Source organism: Mucilaginibacter ginsenosidivorans, assembly GCF_007971025.1.
GTDB lineage: Bacteria > Bacteroidota > Bacteroidia > Sphingobacteriales > Sphingobacteriaceae > Mucilaginibacter > Mucilaginibacter ginsenosidivorans.
Window position 1 is genome coordinate 3434068 of sequence record NZ_CP042436.1, and the last position, 19137, is coordinate 3453204.

Here is a 19137-nt window from a genome sequence, read left to right on the forward strand (position 1 = left end):
TTGTATTTGATAAACTAATCATTCCCCATTTCTTCATCATTATTAATGATCTCCCGGCACCGCTCCCAATCCCGCGCAAATACTTTGAGTTTGATGCCGCCGCCACCCTGGTTATACGCCGGGTAAATGATACTCATATTTTCATCTGCTAAAAAACAGGGTATATCGTTCGCCTCCAGTTTGGCCCGGATGATCTCGGCCAGCATAGGGTCGAAATACGTTTCAAAAGTTACGATTTGTTCTTCTTTATGCATCTTAAAGTTTAATTATTCACGTAGTCAAAAATGAGGATTTGTTTTGGTTAATTTGGCATTATTATGAATCGCATCGACCGCATATCAGCTATATTAATCCACCTGCAGTCGCGCAGGGTAGTTAAGGCAAGTGATATTGCCGACCGGTTCAATATAAGCTTGCGCACGGTTTACCGCGATGTGAAAACACTGGAAGAAGCAGGTATACCGCTGATAGGTGAAGCAGGGGTGGGCTACTCCATTATGGATGGTTACCGCTTGCCGCCGGTAATGTTCACCCGCGAAGAAGCGACGGCGTTTCTTACGGCCGAAAAACTGATGGAAAAGCTTACCGACCCATCATCGGACGAGAACTATAAATCGGCGATGTATAAAATAAGGTCGGTTTTACGTATGGCCGAAAAAGATTTCCTTGATAATATCGACGGGCATATCGAGGTTTTGAAAAGCAGGCGCACATCAGGTGTGAAGCTCGATCTGAACCCACTGCAGATAATTCTGAAAGGTATAGGAGAGCGGACGGTACTATCTATCCATTACTTCGCCATGCACAACCAGCAATGGAGCGAACGCTGTATAGAGCCGGTAGGTGTTTTTTACCAGGATAATTACTGGCACCTTATCGCCTGGTGCCGTTTACGTGAGGATTACCGCGATTTCAGGCTCGACCGTATTTCCAATATATCGTTGACGGGCGAACGCTTCAAAACAATGCACCCAAATCTTAATGAATACATTTCGCAACAGGCGAGGGAGCGGAACCTGGAGGAAGTGATCATCAGGGTGGAAAAAAGCATAGGTCCGTACCTGAACGAACAAAAATATTACAACGGCTTTGTTTCGGAACGTGAAGTTGACGGTTTGATCGAAATGACGTTCCTGACGGGATTTGTCGAGGGTTTTGTACGGTGGCTAATGATGTATGGAGATATGGCTATAATCGTGAGCCCGGACAGTTTGAAGGAAAAGGTCAAAGAACTATCCAATGTTATTATGCTGCGGAACAGTTGAGTTATTGGGTGTATTTCTCGTACAACTTATCCCAGCCCTTCATGGTACCCATCAGGTAAAACAAATTGAGCGTCAGTTTAAACAACGGTGCAGGTATACTTGTTGGCCGGGCCATGGCTTTGCACTTCATCTTTTTTAACATGTAGCACATCATAGGCATGCTCACGGCGCCGTTTTTGTCGAGGCATCCGTCATTGATGAGCCCGTTGTAGCATTGGTATAACCGGTGCTGGTCCAGTGGGGGCCTGTATTCAACCCAGGTATTCAGCTCATCTTCCCCGTTGTTGAATGCGGCATGCTTCTTGCCCTTGGTTATTATCACCCGTTGCCCTTCGCGGGCTATATGTTCTTTACCCTCTACCAGTACTTTTATTTCACCTTTTTTTACATAAAATATCTCATCCTGGTACACATGCAGGTGCTCAAACGGAACGTGGCGCCCCGATTGTACGGTCCATTGCATTGTAAAAGCGTATGGCGTTAAAGAAACGGCTTTAAAGGTTTCACCCGTTACCGGGTTGGTACATAGATCGAAAATATTAGTCGCCATCCTGACAGGTTTATATCTGTGTATAAGTCAATTTAGGTTGCGGGGTTGGTAAATATACGGCTATTACCGGGTTAACCAACTAAAAATGCAGGTTCATTTGTAACAACTTATAAACATTTTTTTTACTGCTGACATAGGGCTGTCATTCTCGCGCGGTTATTTTGTAGCAGAAAACGACGATAAATGATGGATAAGGAAAGATACTGGGTAACAGTTGTATCGAAAGATCATATAAAGCGGGGGGTAGCTGGGAGCTTTATGCAGGCTAATCATGGTAAGCCGGGTTCTTTAAAAAAACTTCGCCCGAACGATTGGGTGATATTTTATTCGCCCAAGGTAACTTATGAAGGAGATGAAAAGCTGCAGGCCTTTACGGCGATAGGGCAGGTAGCCGATGGTGAAATCTATCAGCATAAAATGTCCGACGATTTTATTCCCTACCGGCGAAACGTGAAATATTATACGTGCAAAGATGTACCGATAGTTCCGTTAATAGGCTCGCTGGATTTTATCCGCGATAAAAAGGCCTGGGGATTCCGTTTCCGCTTTGGCTTTTTTGAGATAGGCCAACACGATTTTAATTTATTGAAAGAAAAAATGTTAGTCCAAAAACAATAAAGTCATACATCAATTTAACAAAATAGCAACCAACAATAAAATCATGACAAATCTAACTTTAAAAACAGCGATCGAGATCGATGCACCGGCAGCTAAGGTTTGGGAAGCGCTGACAAACCCGGCAATTGTCAAACAATATTTCTTCGGCACCAATGTAAAAACCGATTGGAAGAAAGGAAGCCCGATAGTTTGGGAAGGGGAGTGGGATGGAAAAACCTACCAGGATAGAGGCGAGATACTTGACGTCGATCCCGGGCGATCCGTAAAATATAATTACTGGAGCAGTATGTCGGGAACGGATGACGCCCCGGAAAACTACCTGGACATTACGTATGACCTGTCCGAAAAGGACCGGAAAACATTGCTTACTGTTACCCAGGAGAAAATAAAAAGCGAGGAAGCAAAGAGTCACTCCGAACAAAACTGGCAATCAGTTTTTGGTAAGATGAAAGAAATGGTAGAGAATGGAGATGTTTAAGTATTTGTTTAATTATATTTCACAAATATTTGTTAATAAATTATTTATATTACATTATAACTTTTTTGAATAACCAAGATGCAGTATACTTTAGCCGACCAGGAAAAATTTTATGTAGCCGGTATAGCGGTTAAAACCATCAATAAAAATGACCAGTCATCAAAAGATATAGGTAGTTTGTGGGAAAGGTTCATGTCTGAAAATATCAGGGAAAAGATACCGGGAAAATTATCGAATGATATCTATTGCGTGTATACCGATTATGAAAGCGATCATAATGACTGGTACCGCGCAGTGATAGGTTGCCGGATAGAGGAACCCCAAATAAACACCGGGTTGTTTATGGCACTTGTGCCCGATGGCAGTTACAGGATGTATAAACCCGAAGGAGAATTTCCGCAATGTGTAGCAGGGACCTGGCGCCACATATGGGAAAATTGCTCCGGCAGACAATATATTGCCGATTACGACCTGTATAAAGCTGGCGCGAACAGTTTTGAAGAAACAGAAACGGAGATATACGTAGGCGTTGTATGACAACTTACCTGTTAAAGTTCAACCGCTTGCCGCTTTTACCTTCAATCAAACTTCCATTGCTGTAAGCCAAATTGCCGGATACGAGCGTATGCATAACCTTCGACCGGAATGTGGAGCCTTCAAACGGGCTCCATTTGCATTTATATAACAGGTTGTCCTTGTTAACGTTCCATGGGTTATTTAAATCAACCAATACCAGGTCGGCCCAGTACCCTTCGCGGATATAGCCGCGTTTTTCTATCTCGAAACATATCGCTACGTTATGCGCCATCTTTTCGGCAATCTGTTCCAGGGTGATCTTGCCGTGATGATAAAGTTCGAGCATAGCAGGAAGCGCGTGCTGCACCAGCGGCCCGCCCGACGGTGCCTGCAGATACGATTTTGATTTCTCCTCCAGCGTATGCGGGGCATGGTCGGTAGCTATAACGTCTATCCTGCCGTTCAAAACCGCTTTTAAAATAGCGTCACGATCACTCGCTTTCTTGATAGCCGGGTTCCATTTAATAAAATTGCCCTTGGCTTCATAGTCTTGGTCGCTAAACCACAGGTGATGAATACAGGCTTCGGCAGTTATTCTTTTATCCTTAAGTGCAGTTTTGTTATCAAAAAGGGAAGTTTCCTTCTCCGTCGATATATGCAAAATATGCAGGCGGGTATTGTATTTCTTTGCCATATCCACCGCCATTGAAGACGATAGGTAACACGCCTCCTCGCTCCTGATTTTAGGATGTAACCTTACCGGTATATTTTCGCCCAGCAGTTGTTTGTAATGCTCCAGGTTGCTTTTGATGGTAGCCTCATCCTCGCAATGCGTGGCAATAAGCATAGGTGATTGGGCGAATATACTTTCCAGCGCTTTAGGATCATCCACCAGCATATTCCCGGTTGACGAACCCATAAATACTTTAATGCCGCAAACATTCTTGATATCCGTCTTCAGTACTTCGTCAAGGTTGTCGTTAGACGCGCCCATGTAAAACGAGTAGTTAGCCAGCGAGTTGCGTGCTGCTATTTCATATTTTTGTTCAAGTAATTCCTTTGTCAAAGTATTGGGAACGGTATTTGGCATTTCCATAAAAGAAGTGATACCTCCCGCCACTGCCGCTCTCGATTCGGAATGGATATCGCCCTTATGTGTCAACCCCGGCTCGCGAAAATGCACCTGGTCATCGATGCAGCCCGGCAGCAGGTAAAGCCCTTCTGCATTGATTGTCTGATCGGCCTTAACATCTATCTGTCCGTCTATTCGTTCTATCAAACCCTCCTTCACCAGCAGGTCGCTCACAAATTGTTTGTTCTCATTAATAATGGTGGCGGATTTTATGAGGATAGTTGACATCGAGCGATTTAAGATTAATGTTGCAAATCTAAGAAAACGTGACACAAGAACACATTTGAAATTGAATATTCAAAATTGGAAATAGTCCTTTACGCTTTCACCTTTTCTTAGATATTGGCACGCTCATGCTTAAAAAGGTGCTGTAAGACGCAAGCTCTTCCGGACTTACGCGGACTTTCGGACTTCCCGACTCAAACACTATCTTTGCCGCATGTCAACTGGCTTCGAAGATTTTAAGTTTAACAAACAACTATTGAATGCAATTGCTGATGCCGGTTATACCGAAGCTACCGCTGTGCAGCAAAAAGCCATACCGCCGATACTGAACGGGCAGGATGTGATGGGCATAGCCCAAACCGGTACCGGCAAAACGGCTGCCTATGTGTTACCCATAATTATGCGCCTCAAATATGCACAGGGTGAACACCCCCGTGCTTTAATTGTGGCGCCAACGCGGGAACTCGCCATCCAGATAGAGGAAAATGTCAGAACATTTGCTACTTACACCGATTTACGTGTAGTAACACTTTATGGCGGCCTGGGTCCGAAAACGCAAATTGAGCAGGTATACAAGGGAGCCGATATCATTGTTGCCACCCCGGGGCGTTTTATGGATTTTTATCTGGCGGGACATTTGGTTACCAAATTGCTGCAGGTGCTGGTACTGGATGAGGCTGATAAAATGATGGATATGGGTTTTATGCCCCAGATAAACCGGATATTGGAAGTAGTGCCCCGAAAACGGCAGAACCTGCTTTTTTCGGCAACCATGTCAGATAAGATACGTGAGCTTTCGGCTAATTTTTTGGAGTTCCCTACCGTTATTGAAGTTACGCCGCAGGCCACGCCGGCACAAACTGTCACGCAGAAACTTTACCTGGTACCTAATATCCGCACGAAGATCAACCTGTTGAAATACCTGCTGGACGGCGAAACGAAGATCAAAAAGCTGATGGTGTTTTGCAAAACCCGCACCAATGCCGAAGAGGTATATAAATTTCTCCATCGCCGGTATGGCGAGCAGGGGGTAAAAGTGCTACATGCCAATAAAGGCCAAAATACGCGTATTAATTCCATCAACGCGTTCAAGGACGATAAGGTAAAAATGCTGGTTTCGACGGACGTGGCCGCCCGCGGAATAGATGTGAGCGATGTGAGTCATGTGATCAATTTTGACGTGCCTTTTGTGATAGAGGATTACGTGCACCGGATAGGCCGGACCGGCCGCGCCTTCAATTCAGGCGAGGCAATAACATTTTGTACCCCGGCGGAAGAATATTATATACGGAAGATCGAAAAGCTGATACGGCAGGAAATACCCGTGTCGGCTTTGCCCGGTGAAGTATTTGTGGAGGAAACGCCTTATGAAGAGCGCCAGGCCCAGGCGAAGGAAATAGACGAGCAGAAGCGGAAAGAAAATCCCGAATTTAAAGGGGCCTTTCACGAAAAGAAGACCGTCAATCAGCGGAAAAAATTTGATGCGGCTAAGGACAAGAAATACAGGGGTAAAGGTGGAAAAACGAAAGGCAAAAGGTAAACACGCTTATAATGAAAAATAAGATCCGGATAACCCCGCTAAACTTTGCAGCTGCTTTTTTCCTGTTTATGGCGGCTTATATTATGTTTTATGGCGTAAGTGTAATGGGCGGACACTATCCGCACGCACTTAAAAGCGGCCTATTTGCAGGTATATTCGTGCTTTTCGCCATGGTGGTGTCATTTATGGATATCATGCTGCGCAATTTTTTCCCTCAAACCAAAAAACTGTGGATCGTTGAACTAAGCTTTATAACTTTGGCGATTATTATATTTTTACTTGTTAAATGACAAAATGAAAAAAGCCGAGATCAAACTCACAATAGACCTTGACGATGCAAACGTACCCCAAAGCATAACCTGGGAGTCGACCGATGCAGAAAATAAAGAAGCCTTGCCGGTAAAATCAATGATGCTGGCGCTATGGGATCACAATTACAAGAATACGCTCCGCATCGACCTTTGGACGAAAGACATGCCCGTTGATGAAATGAAACGCTTTTTTTACGAAACGCTGCAAACAATGGGCGACAGCTTTTTGCGTGCAACCGGCGAAAAGAACATTGTAGAGGACCTTCGCGATTATTGTGCGCATTTTGCCGATAAAATGGAAATCAGCCAAAAATAAAATAATGAGACTCTCATCATTCATCTCCTTCGCGGGTTTTGTGATGCTCATAGCAGCAACCTACTGCCCACTTTTTCGCCCCCTGCATATCGTCAACTGGAATATGTACAAAGCCAATATGCCCTACGGTGTTGTCGTTTTGCTAATAGCAGTGGTTGGCATTGTCGGGGTCGTTTTCATGCAGCGTAAAATAGTACGCCTGGCGGCCTGGTTGTCTCTCGTGCTGGTTATTTTGTTCTATTTCCTGTCGCTGTTAAAAATTCATTACTCGTTTACTTTTATCCCGTTCCACTCGTTTGAGAGATTTATGGAAAGGCAGATCAAATTTAAATGGGGCTGGTGGCTGCTTGCGACGGCCCCGTTGTTGGCAATAGCCGGAACGCTAAAGAAAAAACCCGGGTATAAGCCGCCGGTCCCCGGTGGATGAGTCCAATGAATAATTTTGTACATTTTCACCTGATTTAGCCATATCACCGATCTCCAATGAGCGAAATACCCGGGATAACCGACCTGCAACTTCATGAATTAACGGACCTGGTCAGAAAGTTGCACGGTTTCGATTTTTCGGGCTACTCCAAAGCATCTTTAAAAAGGCGGCTATCGCGTATCATCATGCTCAAAAAAATGAGCCTGGACGAACTTCACAAACAGCTGAACTCCGATCCGCATTTTTTTCAGTGGTTCCTGGAAGAGATCACCGTGAATGTCACCGAGATGTTTCGCGATCCGGTTTTTTTCAAGGCGCTAAATACCCAGGTATTGCCTTGTTTTGATAACCTGAATCATATAAGGGCCTGGAGCGCAGGGTGCTCCTCGGGCGAGGAGGTGTACTCGTTATCTATCCTGCTCAACCTTGCCGGGTTTGGCAACCGGTCGTTCATATACGGCACCGATATCAATGTTGAAATGCTGAATGAAGCGCGGAAGGGCGTTTATAACCTGCGGAAAATAAAGGCCTACCAGGAAAATTACACCCAATCGGAGCTACCAGGCTCACTTACCGATCATTTTACCATGATGCACGACGCGGCCGGTGTTCACAGTACATTCAGGCAAAATACCCTGTTTTCGGTCCACAACCTAATTACCGACAGTGTTTTCAACGAATTTCACTTGATCAGTTGCAGGAATGTTTTTATTTATTTTGAAGCTGCTTTACAGGAAAAGATACTGACACTTTTTTATAATAGCCTGGCGCCCGGCGGCTTCCTGTGCCTGGGTACAAAGGAGACCATCCGTTTCCCCGATATGAAGCATAAGTTTAAGACTATCAATTCAAAGGCTAATATTTATCAAAAAATGGGAGGATAGTCCCGTCAGAATAAGCTCGTTTGCCCAACGCCAAGCACCCTGGCTTCATGCTCAAGCAGCCATTTTTTACGCCAAATACCTCCTGCGTACCCAGTAAGGCTGCCATCCGACCCAATAACCCGGTGACACGGAACGACTATAGCCAAGTCGTTTTTCCCGTTACTTGAAGCAATGGCCCTGATGGCCAGGGGGTTGTTCATCATCTTCGACTGTTGCAGGTAGCTTATAGTCTTCCCATAACCTATTTTCAACAGGCATTCCCATACCTGTTGCTGGAAAGCCGAACCAGGCTGCTGTATCGGAAAATCAAATATTTTACGCGTGCCGGCAAAATATTCATCCAGTTGTCGGGCAGCCATTTTAAGCAGGGGAGTGGGCCCTTCTTCTTCCTCACCCGCAACGTCCCGGATGTTGACAGACGATATGAACCCGTCGTTTTCACTTATCCTTATGATACCGATGGGTGATGGATGATAAATAGTTGGCATACGGTAAAATTAAGTTTTTACAATGAAACACAAGCTCAAATGGTTTCTGCTTTAGTCTTTCTGCTTTCAGCTTCACAAAAACTATCTTTGCATTCAATGGAGCTCTACAACCAAACCCTTCACCTGCTCAAAAAAGAGATACTGCTCGAATGGCGGTCTAAATACGCCTTCAACGGGGTTTTGCTCTATGTGGTCTCAACGGTGTTTGTTTGCTACATCTCATTCCGCCTCACACCTGGTTTTGAGGGTAGTGCCGGTTACCCCATTGTATGGAACGTCCTTTTCTGGATCATCATGCTTTTCGCATCGGTCAATGCTATCGCCAAAAGCTTTTTGCAGGAAAGTAAGGGCAGGCTGTTGTATTATTACTCCATTGCAAGCCCGCAAGCTATTATTTTATCCAAAACAATTTACAATATCCTGTTGATGTCGCTGCTGAGCGTGCTTGCCTTGCTGGTCTATATCCTTTTCTTCAATAATACTATTGGCGACCCGCTTTTCTATTTTCTGTCGGTCATACTCGGCAGTATCAGCTTTTCTACCATATTCACTATGATATCCGCCATTGCCTCTAAAGCCGGTAACAACGGCACGCTGATGGCTATCCTGAGCTTCCCCGTTGTTATCCCGGTTATCCTCGTGCTTGTCAGGTTAAGTAAAAGTGCAATGGACGGGCTCGACCGTAGCGCCAGCTATGGTAATATGGGCGTGCTGTTTGCCATCAATGCTATCGTCATCGCCACTTCATTGTTACTCTTTCCGTATCTCTGGAAGGATTAAGTTTCATAATAGCACTTTATAATCAACTTTAAATCAATTAATTACAGTCTTATTTAGAATTATTTTAATCTTTATTTGGATTAAGTCTAAATAAGAATTTACTTTGCAGCATCAAACTTTATATAATGAAAGGCACAATTTTTACTGCATTTGTATTTTTTTCGCTGGTATCAACCAGCCTGTTCGCTCAAAAAGCAACAACATCCGAGGATTCCCTGAATAATAATATGTCAAAGAGCGCTACCACCATAGGTGGTTATGGAAACGTATTTTACCAGCGCAATTCGGCTTTGCAAACCTCGAAGATCAACCTGGAGCGTTTTGTATTGTTCACCGGCCATAAATTCAACGATAAAATTTCCTTCTTTTCCGAACTGGAAGTTGAGGACGCCAAAGTATCAGGGGGCGAAGACGGCGGCGAAGTGGCCATTGAACAAGCATACCTCAAATTCAACCTGAATGCCAATCAATACATTACCGCAGGTTTGTTCCTCCCACGCATTGGCATCCTGAACGAGAACCATTTGCCTAATACATTCAACGGCAACGAACGCAATTATGTGGAGACCTTTATCCTGCCCTCTACCTGGCGCGAATTAGGTGTCGGATTCTACGGCAGTGTTAATAACCTGCCTTTAAACTACAGCTTTGGCTTGTTCAACGGGTTAAATTCCGAAGGTTTCGAACATGGCTCCGGCATCCGCGAGGGTCGCTTTGAGGGGCGCAACGCAAGCGCAAATAACCTGGCTGTGACAGCGGCGGTGCAGTATAGCCCCGGCGATTTCAAATTCCAGGTTTCAGGCTACTACGGGGGAACTGTTGGCGTAAGCAAACGCAAAGCCGATAGTCTCGGTCTTAATTCGGGCACCTTTGGCACACCCGTGGCCATCGGCGAAGCAGATATAATCTACGCTCACAACGGTTTTGAAGTAAGGGTTTTAGGTACGATAGTCTCGATCCCCGATGCGAATAAGATCAACCAGGCATACGCCAATAACACTCCTAAAACCGAGTATGGCGCTTACGCCGAAATTGGATATGACCTGTTGCACACCTTCAGAAATGACCATGACAAGCAACTGATCGTCTTCGTTCGTGATGAGAAGTTTAATGTGAATGCCTCTGTTCCCTCTAACGGCGTATCAGATGGCACCCTGAATCAGAACCATGTAGTGGCGGGATTTACATACCTCCCAACGCGCAACGTTGCTATCAAAGGCGACGTGCGTTTGGTCCACACCGGCGCGCAAAACCCCGATCTGGTCATTAATCCGAGCCCCGTCGCACAACCTTACCAGCAAAATTATAACCTGGTTAACCTGGGTGTTGCATTATCATTCTGACAATTATGGATAGAAGAAATTTCATCAGGCAGTCGTGTACGGTATGTGTAGCGCTTGGCGCGGGTATATCGATTGCTTCGCTGTCATCGTGCGCCACGGCATCGGTGTACCAATCTGCTGTTGAATCGGGCAAGGTAGCGGTTCCGGTGTCATTATTTGCCCAAAACGATTTCCGGGTCATCCAGCCGAATAAATTCTTTTACAGCATTGGCCTGCAAAAAGAAAAGGATGGCACTTATACTGCCCTGCTGTTGAGATGCACTCACGCCGATAACCAGCTTACATCAACCGGTAAAGGTTACCAATGCAGCCTTCATGGCAGCACGTTTGATAAAGAGGGGCGGGTTACAAAGGGCCCTGCTGAAAGATCATTGCTGAAATATCCAACCGAAATAATCGGTGACAAAATTATCATTCACTTAAGTTAACCCTATGAAAAATATATTTATCGCAGCATTCTTCCTGGCGGTCATAGCAATGGCCGGTTGTAAAAAAGACAATACTACCAATGATCAGAACGCGACTGCCTCAACAGAGCAGAATGTCCTGACCGACTTTGCCGGCGTGCTGGTGAACCCCAATTACCAGGACATACAGGCCAAGGCATTGATCATGAACAATGCTATTATAGCCTTCAACACTGCACCTAACGATGTTAATCTGGAAGCTATCCGCACCGCATGGAAAGATACCCGCGCTGCATGGGAACAATGCGAAGGCTTCTTGTTCGGCCCGGTTGAGGATTTTGATTACGACCCCACGATGGACGACTGGCCGCTGAACAAAGCCGATCTTGATAATCTTATTGCCAGCGACAACCCGCTCGGCGTTGCCGACATAGAGCAATTAGGCACGACTCTAAAGGGCTTTCATGCTATTGAATATATCATATTCGGCGTTGGCGGTACACAAAAAGCAGCGGACATTACGGATCGGGATAAAGTTTACCTGGCCTCTCTTGGTCAAAGCCTTTATAATACCACTACCGAACTTCGGAATAGCTGGGACCCAACCCAATCCAATAATTTTACTGCACAGGTGATTAATGCGGGTAAAGGCAGCACAAGGTTCACTACACGTAAGGATGTTTTCCTGGCCCTGGTTGGGTCGATGGCAGATATTTGTAACGAGGTGGCCAATGAAAAAATGCAAACCCCTTTTGCGGCGCAAGATTCAACACTTGACGAGTCGTCATTTTCGCATAATTCAGTAAACGATTTCAGGAATAACATCACCGGTGTTTTGAATGCTTATAAATGCCAGTATGGTGGTGTAACGGGCCACAGTTTAAGTGAATTGGTCGCCTCGAAAAATACTTCGCTCGACAGCAGGATACAGGCGCAGATCAGCGCTGCAATATCCTCATTCAGCGGCATAACCACTACCTATGAAAAGGCTATATACAGCCAGCAAACACAGGTAAAGAACGTCCAGGCAGCCATAAGGACCTTAAAGGAAACGATTGAAGGGGATCTGTCTGATTTTGTTAATGTTAATATTAAGGACTGATCTGCCGCGTGAAGAAGTTTAAAATAACAGGTTTTCTCGCATTGCTGGTGCTGTTTTTGGTCGAGTGCCAGAAATCAGCCGTATTTCCGGAAGATCAATATGACGAACGGCTTTCTGCTGGCGTCGCAACGGTTTTTGATGCTACTTCGAAGGCTTTCGGAGCCGCATTCCCGACACTTTCAACTTATGACGAGTACGTACATGAGAAGGGCGACCAGGTTTTCAGCCAGACATTTGTTACTGCACCGGCTCCGATACATAGTGGCCTTGGGCCCTTGTTCAACAATACATCCTGCGAATCATGCCATCATAACGACGGTATAGGTTTACCCACCGCCGGCGACAACCGTTCATCGCTGCTGATGCGGATCAGCCTGCCCGGAACGGACGAACACGGTGGCCCTGTAGCGGTGCCTGGCTACGGCTTACAGGTGCAGGACAAAGCCGCCTATGGCAAACAGCCAGAGGCGAAGGTTAATTTGACCTACACCTATCAATCGTATTCTTTTGACGATGGCGAGGAATATAATCTCCGAACCCCTATTTACACGTTATCGAACTTGTATACACCCATATCCGGCAGTTACTTGTTATCGCCCCGGCTTGCACCGCCGATGATCGGCCTGGGTTTACTGGAAGCAGTTCCGGAAAGCGTGATAGTGGCCTACGCCGACCCGAATGACGCCAATGGCGATGGAATTAAGGGCGTGGCGAATTATGTATGGGATGTCACCACAAAGTCTATACAACTTGGCCGTTTCGGCTGGAAAGCGAATACTGCTTCCATTGTTACACAAGTGGCTACGGCCTTTAACCAGGATATGGGGCTTACAAGCACAATACTACCTGTTGAGAATAGTTACGGCCAGGCCCAGGACGATGGTCTGAAGGACGACCCGGAACTACCCGACAGCACACTTAACGCGGTTAAATTTTACGCTCAGACGCTGTCTGTGCCTGCCCGCCGCAATGTGACTGATGCGACAGTAAAACGTGGCCAGCAGCTTTTCATGCTGGCTAAATGCGGCACATGCCACAGGAAAACACTAATTACTAGGGTCAATGTGGCTTTCCCGGCCATATCGAACCAGGTGATTCATCCGTATTCAGACCTGCTTGTGCATAATATGGGGCCCGGGCTGGCCGATAACCGCCCCGATTTTAAAGCCGACGGCCAAAGCTGGCGAACCGCACCTTTGTGGGGCCTTGGTTTGTATGAAAAAGTAAATAATCCAGGCTATTATTTGCATGACGGCCGTGCGCGAACCATTGTCGAAGCGATCATGTGGCACGGCGGCGAAGCGGAACAGTCAAAAGTTTATTACGCACACCTTTCCAAAACCGACAGGGATGCTGTGCTGAAATTTTTGTACTCATTGTAAATGATTTATTACAGGCGCCGTGTCGATTTGCGGCGCCCTCTTCATTATTTATTCACAATAAATACTTTTCTTCGCGTTATAAATCCCTGTAAAGTATTTTTGTTAAATGAGCGTGAAAAGGCTTATTCTGATCTTACTGCTTTTCCCATTCATAAGCCGGGCGCAAACTACCACCATCTCAGGTAAAATTACCACTAACGTTTCGCATACCGGCATAGGTAAGGTGAGCGTTTTTTTGAGTAATTCGTCATTCGGTACAGAAACTGCTGACGACGGTACATTCAGATTAGCAGGTGTAAAACCGGGGCAGTATACCCTGGTGGCAAGTTCTATCGGTTTCCAGGAATATACGCAGTCCGTTTTGGTCGGAAACGAACCAATAAATCTCGATATTACTTTAAATCCAAAGGTTACCCAGCTCAGGGGTGTGGTCATCAGCAGCGAGGCGGATTGGAAACGCAATTATGAAATGTTCAGGAAGCAGTTCATTGGCGATGACGACAATGCCAAAAAGTGCGACGTGAAAAATCCCCACGAGCTGAACCTGATTTACCATGGCAAAAAGCTGCAATTAGAAGCCTGGACAAATGATTTCCTGGTGATCGAAAATAAGGCGTTGGGTTATCGTGTCAAATTCCTTGTCGATACGTTTTCTTCATCAGGTATACAGGACATTACCCAATGGCAGGGGCAGGTGGTTTTCCAGGAACTTCCGGGCAGCGTATCGCAGAAAAAAGCATGGAAACAAAAGCGTGCCGAAACCTATTATGGGTCATCGCGTCATTTTTTACGCTCACTTTATAAAAACACATTGGGTCAGGAGGGCTTCATTGTGTATAAACTGACACGCGAGCTAAACCCTGACAGGCCGGATGAGGGTGTCATTTTACACAATATCAAAAAATTTCAGCAAAGCTTTTACCGCGATTCGTTAAATTACTGGATATCCAAACAGAATATGTCGAGGTATTATCATGAAAACCTGATCAGGCAGCCTTTGCAGCCATACCAGGTCTGCGCCACAACAAGTCAACCCGGTATATTTCTGCTGCATTTTACAGATTGTCTTTACGTTATCTACACTCGCCGGCACGAAGAGACGGATTTTAAGGATTTGTACAGGCCCCTGGACATGGAGAATTTTGAAACAAGCATCCTAACTCTGCATGGGCCTTATGCGGTGTTTGATATGAATGGCGTAATTTTTAAAGATGTTCCATTAAGTGAGGGCACATGGTCAAAATCCAAAATAGCCGACCTGCTCCCGTTTAACTATTCACCGGAGGACGATAAATAAGCTTTTGAGCAGAAAGCCGAAAGTCCAAAGCTAAACGCCTTTATATTCCAACTGATTATTTTGAGCTTTCTGCTTTGGCCTTTCTGCTTTACGCTTTCTCCTTTCACCTTAAAAGCGTACTTTTACAGCCTCAAATAAAGCATGAAGATCATTTATCAAACCTGGTGGAAAGTATTAGCGGTAACGCTGATATTTTATACACTTATTGCCGGGTTCCTCGTTCCAGTACCTGTATTACCCATTCTGCACGAGACTATTCGCAATTTGTACTTCCACGTACCTATGTGGATAGCAATGATGTCGGTATTAACAATTTCCGTCGTCTTCAGCATTATGTATCTCAACACGGGTAAAGAAGAGTATGACCTGGCGTCGGTAGAATGTGTTAATGTAGGCTTGTTATTTTTTACACTGGGCCTGGTAACCGGCATGATGTGGGCCAGGTTTACCTGGGGCGAATTCTGGAGTGGCGATCCCAAGCAGAATAGCGCCGCGATAGCCTTCCTGTTGTATTGCGCTTACCTGGTACTCCGCAACTCGATGGATGAGGAGCAAAAACGGGCCAAAATATCCGCCATTTACAATATTTTCGCGTTCCCGGTGATGATCGTATTGATATTCATTTTACCAAGGCTGACCGATTCCCTACACCCCGGTAACGGAGGAAACCCGGCTTTCGGCAAATACGATCTTGATAACCGTATGCGTATGGTCTTTTACCCGGCAATGGCGGGTTGGGCTATCATTTCTGTCTGGATCGCAACTATCCGCTATCGTATACGTTTGATAGAGCATAAAAGAAATAACATAGACTTATAATTCTGTTGTTGTACAAATAAGTTTTTTGAACCAAATTTGAACCAATATACCTGATGAAAAAATTATTGATCCTTGTTTTATTGACCTTATCAAACATTGTTGTTTTTGCACAGGGAAAAGGCGGAACGGGTATGGCTGACGATTTTTACAAGTCGGGCAGGATATACGTCGTTATCGCAACGGTTGCCATAATTTTCATTGGTTTGGCCATTTACCTGTTCTCGATGGACAGGCGATTGAAAAAAATCGAAAAAGGGAATTAGGCAAAAAAATATGCCTGTTTGGTTTAAACACGGATTTGCGGTAATTATTCAATGGTGTAGCTAAAACACTAATAATTTTAAATTTGCAATATTGGTAATTTTAGTACCAAATTTGTGCACTTTTTTAAGAATCTTATAATTATTCAATTCTAAATTATGGCAAATAATATTCTGCTCGCCGATGAGGAAACCCATTTTTTCGGCGACGTATGCAAGAATTTTGACTACGCGGCGCAATTTACTAAACACGATGCCGGGCTATTAGATCAGATAAAATCATGTAACAGTGTCTACCGTTTTCGCTTCCCTATCCGCAAGGGTGATGGCTTTGAAGTAATAGACGCATGGCGCGTTGAGCACTCGCAGCACCAGTCGCCAACCAAGGGCGGTATCCGCTACAGCGAGATGGTGAACGAGGACGAAGTAATGGCGCTTGCGGCCCTGATGACCTATAAGTGCGCTATTGTAAACGTTCCTTTCGGTGGTGCAAAGGGCGGTATCAAGATCAATCCTAAGAATTACACAGTGCAGGAGTTGGAGAATATCACCCGGCGCTATACCGTGGAATTGATCAAGAAAAACTTTATCGGCCCAAGCATCGATGTGCCTGCACCTGATTATGGGTCGGGCGAGCGCGAGATGAGCTGGATAGCTGATACCTATGCAACCATGAACCCCGGCCAGTTAGACGCCATGGGCGCAGTAACCGGCAAACCCATTGCCCTGCACGGCATAGCCGGCCGCCGCGAGGCAACGGGCCGTGGCGTAGCTATCGCAATCCGCGAATGTGTGAGCGTGGCTGAGGATATGAAGAGGATAGGGCTCACAACAGGTATATCGGGTAAACGGGTTATTGTGCAGGGCCTTGGTAATGTAGGTTATCACTCGGCGAAATTCCTTGCCGAGTTTGGAGCTACCATTGTGGGGCTTTGCGAATTTGAAGGCGCTATTTACAATGCGGATGGACTGGATGTCGAAGCTGTATTTCAGCATCGCAAAAGTACCGGTTCGATTTTGGGCTATGCAGGTGCTGCAATCGAATTCAAGAACTCGATGGAAGGGCTGGAGCAGGATTGCGATATCCTGGTACCCGCTGCGCTGGAAAACCAGATAACTGACGCCAATGTTAAAAACATCAAGGCAAAAATAATCGCCGAAGGTGCCAACGGGCCGACGTCTCCAGATGCGGAAACAGTTTTCTACGCCAAAGGGGGCCTGATCATCCCGGATATGTATGCCAACGCCGGTGGTGTTACGGTATCCTACTTCGAGTGGTTGAAAAACCTTTCGCATGTTGCGTTCGGCCGGATGAACCGTCGTTTTGAGGAAACTGCCAATACCAACCTGGTAAATATGGTTGAAGGTATAACAGGCGTGGCATTGACCCCTATGCAGCGGTCTACGATCATCAAAGGAGCGTCTGAACTTGAACTGGTAAATTCAGGATTGGAAGATACCATGATCAGATCGTATCACGAGATCAGGGAAACTTATAGTAATACTGAAAAAATAGATACGCTGCGCACCGCAGCTTTTGTAGGGGCCATCAATAAAATAGCCGTATCCTATAAAAACCTGGGCGTTTGGCCGTGATGGTATTCAAAACAGAAAAAGGAGAGGCGGGTATTATATCCGCCTTTTTTTGTTGATATATTTTTAGAAATATGATTTAAAAGAGTTTTTGATTTATTAAACATAATTTAATATCAGTAACTTACGCTGTCTTTCCTTATCAGTGGATAAAATAAAATGACCAATTATAAAACATCATTGTTTATAAGTTTCACAGCTAAGCTCAGATTAGGCCGCAATTATACCCCGGTTGTGGCTTTAGTGGGCGTAATTGATAAATTATTTATAGTTTGCATCTAATTATACATGGAGCGACGAAGAAGATCAAGGCGAACAAACAGAACAAGCAGAAATGTTAGGAAGGTTTTAAAGAAGATCAAGCCGGTGTGGATCATAAAAGCGATCCTCTACGGCCTGGGTATCTATTGCTTTTTCTATTGCAAAAGGGAATATGCCGCTACGCTCGTCAGTTTTCAGACAGTCGTGGTAACCGGTATAATTTCGGGCCTTATATTATCTTTTATTATCGAGCGCCAGTTTAAATATTATCTCTTTTCTATCATATTATTCGGAAGCTTGTTTATGGCGGTGTTGTTCAAAATTAACCGCAGTTTCGCCAGCAGCAGGGAAGAAAAGATAAAGGCGCAGATATTAAACAAGGCTGTTAAGTCGGCCAAGACCGAAGGCTCGAGGGTTAATATTGAATACGACGATTTTAGTAAGGATATTGATATTGAGCGCATACAGGAATACCTGATGGGCCCGTCAGATTATATCATTCTAACCGCACACAAAGGAGGCCTTGGATACTATATAATTACATACAAGGAACTTGTCGATCAATAGGTACTCCTCCCGCAATCATCACCTTTTGCCTCCTGTTGCTAATTCTTTAAATTGATTCTAAATAAGATTAATGACTTGTAACAGTCATTTTAATGATTTGTATCAATCGTTATTAATTTTACGTTTTGTATTTTTGCAGAACCAAAACATTTTTGAAAACCGCTAATGAAGAAAAGTTCAATATTTGGTATAGTTGTTATTGCAGTGGCGATAGCTGTTATTATCAGCACCTATGCCAGTTCAAGCACTTATGCTTCTTTCCGCGAAGCAAAACAAACGAATAGCGAATTACACGTAATAGGACACCTGGACAAGCAAAAAGAGCTGTATTATGACGCTACTAAAGATGCTAACTATTTTTCCTTTTATGTAAAGGATGATAAGGGAGATGAGTGCAAGGTTGTATTTACAGGTACCAAGCCCGAGGACTTTGAACGCTCGCAGCAAATTGTACTTACCGGCCGGATGGTGAACGACGAGTTTCATGCATCCAAAATATTGATGAAGTGCCCGTCCAAGTACACCCAGGATAAATTAGAAACTACAGAGGTCTCAGCAAAAAAGGCCGACATATAA

General features: G+C 44.9%; 24 protein-coding genes. 20 read left to right on the plus strand and 4 right to left on the minus strand.

What is annotated here, in order from left to right:
* Nucleotides 1–14: 14 nt before the first annotated feature.
* Entirely contained in the window at nt 15–254 is a 240-nt protein-coding gene (locus FRZ54_RS15750) for a putative signal transducing protein (RefSeq protein ID WP_147032540.1), read from the minus strand.
* Nucleotides 255–317: 63 nt separating this feature from the next.
* On the opposite strand from FRZ54_RS15750, the gene FRZ54_RS15755 reads away from it, so the two are divergent.
* A complete protein-coding gene (locus FRZ54_RS15755) occupies nt 318–1265 on the plus strand; it encodes a helix-turn-helix transcriptional regulator (RefSeq protein ID WP_147032541.1) in 948 nt (315 codons plus the stop codon).
* Nucleotide 1266: 1 nt separating this feature from the next.
* On the opposite strand, the gene FRZ54_RS15760 is transcribed toward FRZ54_RS15755, so the two are convergent.
* Nucleotides 1267–1815, minus strand: a complete 549-nt coding sequence (locus FRZ54_RS15760) for a cupin domain-containing protein (protein WP_147032542.1) — start codon at nt 1813–1815, stop codon at nt 1267–1269.
* 183 nt (nt 1816–1998) lie between these two features.
* Here FRZ54_RS15760 and FRZ54_RS15765 point away from each other — a divergent pair, with 183 nt between their 5' ends.
* From FRZ54_RS15765 to FRZ54_RS15775, 3 genes are all read left to right on the plus strand, one after another.
* Nucleotides 1999–2433 (plus strand): EVE domain-containing protein, encoded by a 435-nt coding sequence (locus FRZ54_RS15765; protein ID WP_147032543.1) that lies wholly within the window; start codon nt 1999–2001, stop codon nt 2431–2433.
* A gap of 43 nt (nt 2434–2476) precedes the next feature.
* On the plus strand, nt 2477–2911 hold the full coding sequence (locus FRZ54_RS15770; protein WP_147032544.1) for an SRPBCC family protein: 435 nt from the start codon (nt 2477–2479) through the stop codon (nt 2909–2911).
* 78 nt (nt 2912–2989) lie between these two features.
* On the plus strand, nt 2990–3448 hold the full coding sequence (locus FRZ54_RS15775; RefSeq protein ID WP_147032545.1) for a GyrI-like domain-containing protein: 459 nt from the start codon (nt 2990–2992) through the stop codon (nt 3446–3448).
* A gap of 4 nt (nt 3449–3452) precedes the next feature.
* Here FRZ54_RS15775 and FRZ54_RS15780 read toward each other — a convergent pair whose 3' ends face one another.
* Nucleotides 3453–4787: a dihydroorotase gene (locus FRZ54_RS15780; RefSeq protein ID WP_147032546.1), complete on the minus strand. Its 1335-nt coding sequence runs from the start codon at nt 4785–4787 to the stop codon at nt 3453–3455.
* A 211-nt stretch (nt 4788–4998) separates the two neighbouring features.
* On the opposite strand from FRZ54_RS15780, the gene FRZ54_RS15785 reads away from it, so the two are divergent.
* Genes FRZ54_RS15785 through FRZ54_RS15805 form a run of 5 tightly spaced genes read left to right on the plus strand, consistent with a single transcriptional unit; the run spans nt 4999 to nt 8262 of the window.
* Nucleotides 4999–6324, plus strand: coding sequence for a DEAD/DEAH box helicase (locus FRZ54_RS15785; RefSeq protein WP_147032547.1), 1326 nt, complete (start codon nt 4999–5001; stop codon nt 6322–6324).
* 11 nt (nt 6325–6335) lie between these two features.
* Complete coding sequence (locus FRZ54_RS15790) at nt 6336–6614, plus strand: hypothetical protein (protein ID WP_147032548.1); 279 nt, start codon at nt 6336–6338, stop codon at nt 6612–6614.
* A 4-nt stretch (nt 6615–6618) separates the two neighbouring features.
* Nucleotides 6619–6951 carry a gliding motility protein GldC gene (gene gldC / locus FRZ54_RS15795; protein ID WP_147032549.1) on the plus strand — a complete coding sequence of 111 codons (333 nt, stop codon included), beginning with the start codon at nt 6619–6621 and terminating at the stop codon, nt 6949–6951.
* Nucleotides 6952–6955: 4 nt separating this feature from the next.
* On the plus strand, nt 6956–7378 hold the full coding sequence (locus FRZ54_RS15800; protein ID WP_147032550.1) for a hypothetical protein: 423 nt from the start codon (nt 6956–6958) through the stop codon (nt 7376–7378).
* Nucleotides 7379–7434: 56 nt separating this feature from the next.
* Complete coding sequence (locus FRZ54_RS15805) at nt 7435–8262, plus strand: CheR family methyltransferase (protein ID WP_147032551.1); 828 nt, start codon at nt 7435–7437, stop codon at nt 8260–8262.
* A 5-nt stretch (nt 8263–8267) separates the two neighbouring features.
* Here the strand turns inward: FRZ54_RS15805 and FRZ54_RS15810 are convergent, their stop codons facing one another.
* A complete protein-coding gene (locus FRZ54_RS15810; RefSeq protein WP_147032552.1) occupies nt 8268–8750 on the minus strand; it encodes a methylated-DNA--[protein]-cysteine S-methyltransferase in 483 nt (160 codons plus the stop codon).
* Nucleotides 8751–8846: 96 nt separating this feature from the next.
* Between FRZ54_RS15810 and FRZ54_RS15815 the strand changes: the two genes are divergently transcribed.
* The 11 genes from FRZ54_RS15815 (at nt 8847) to FRZ54_RS15865 (ending at nt 19137) form a co-directional block, all read left to right on the plus strand.
* Nucleotides 8847–9530 (plus strand): heme exporter protein CcmB, encoded by a 684-nt coding sequence (locus FRZ54_RS15815; RefSeq protein WP_147032553.1) that lies wholly within the window; start codon nt 8847–8849, stop codon nt 9528–9530.
* Nucleotides 9531–9655: 125 nt separating this feature from the next.
* Nucleotides 9656–10873 carry a porin family protein gene (locus tag FRZ54_RS15820; RefSeq protein WP_147032554.1) on the plus strand — a complete coding sequence of 406 codons (1218 nt, stop codon included), beginning with the start codon at nt 9656–9658 and terminating at the stop codon, nt 10871–10873.
* 5 nt (nt 10874–10878) lie between these two features.
* Nucleotides 10879–11301 (plus strand): QcrA and Rieske domain-containing protein, encoded by a 423-nt coding sequence (locus FRZ54_RS15825; RefSeq protein WP_147034512.1) that lies wholly within the window; start codon nt 10879–10881, stop codon nt 11299–11301.
* A gap of 4 nt (nt 11302–11305) precedes the next feature.
* Nucleotides 11306–12382: an imelysin family protein gene (locus tag FRZ54_RS15830; RefSeq protein WP_147032555.1), complete on the plus strand. Its 1077-nt coding sequence runs from the start codon at nt 11306–11308 to the stop codon at nt 12380–12382.
* A gap of 8 nt (nt 12383–12390) precedes the next feature.
* Nucleotides 12391–13764 (plus strand): di-heme oxidoreductase family protein, encoded by a 1374-nt coding sequence (locus FRZ54_RS15835; RefSeq protein ID WP_187359638.1) that lies wholly within the window; start codon nt 12391–12393, stop codon nt 13762–13764.
* A 106-nt stretch (nt 13765–13870) separates the two neighbouring features.
* Nucleotides 13871–15061, plus strand: coding sequence for a carboxypeptidase-like regulatory domain-containing protein (locus tag FRZ54_RS15840; RefSeq protein ID WP_147032557.1), 1191 nt, complete (start codon nt 13871–13873; stop codon nt 15059–15061).
* Nucleotides 15062–15202: 141 nt separating this feature from the next.
* A complete protein-coding gene (locus FRZ54_RS15845) occupies nt 15203–15880 on the plus strand; it encodes a cytochrome c biogenesis protein (protein ID WP_377026775.1) in 678 nt (225 codons plus the stop codon).
* 53 nt (nt 15881–15933) lie between these two features.
* Nucleotides 15934–16143, plus strand: a complete 210-nt coding sequence (locus tag FRZ54_RS15850) for a CcmD family protein (protein ID WP_147032558.1) — start codon at nt 15934–15936, stop codon at nt 16141–16143.
* Nucleotides 16144–16299: 156 nt separating this feature from the next.
* Nucleotides 16300–17736 carry a Glu/Leu/Phe/Val family dehydrogenase gene (locus FRZ54_RS15855; protein ID WP_147032559.1) on the plus strand — a complete coding sequence of 479 codons (1437 nt, stop codon included), beginning with the start codon at nt 16300–16302 and terminating at the stop codon, nt 17734–17736.
* A gap of 285 nt (nt 17737–18021) precedes the next feature.
* On the plus strand, nt 18022–18561 hold the full coding sequence (locus FRZ54_RS15860; RefSeq protein WP_147032560.1) for a hypothetical protein: 540 nt from the start codon (nt 18022–18024) through the stop codon (nt 18559–18561).
* A 165-nt stretch (nt 18562–18726) separates the two neighbouring features.
* The gene (locus FRZ54_RS15865; protein WP_147032561.1) at nt 18727–19137 is read left to right on the plus strand and encodes a cytochrome c maturation protein CcmE domain-containing protein; all 411 of its coding nucleotides are present in this window, start codon (nt 18727–18729) and stop codon (nt 19135–19137) included.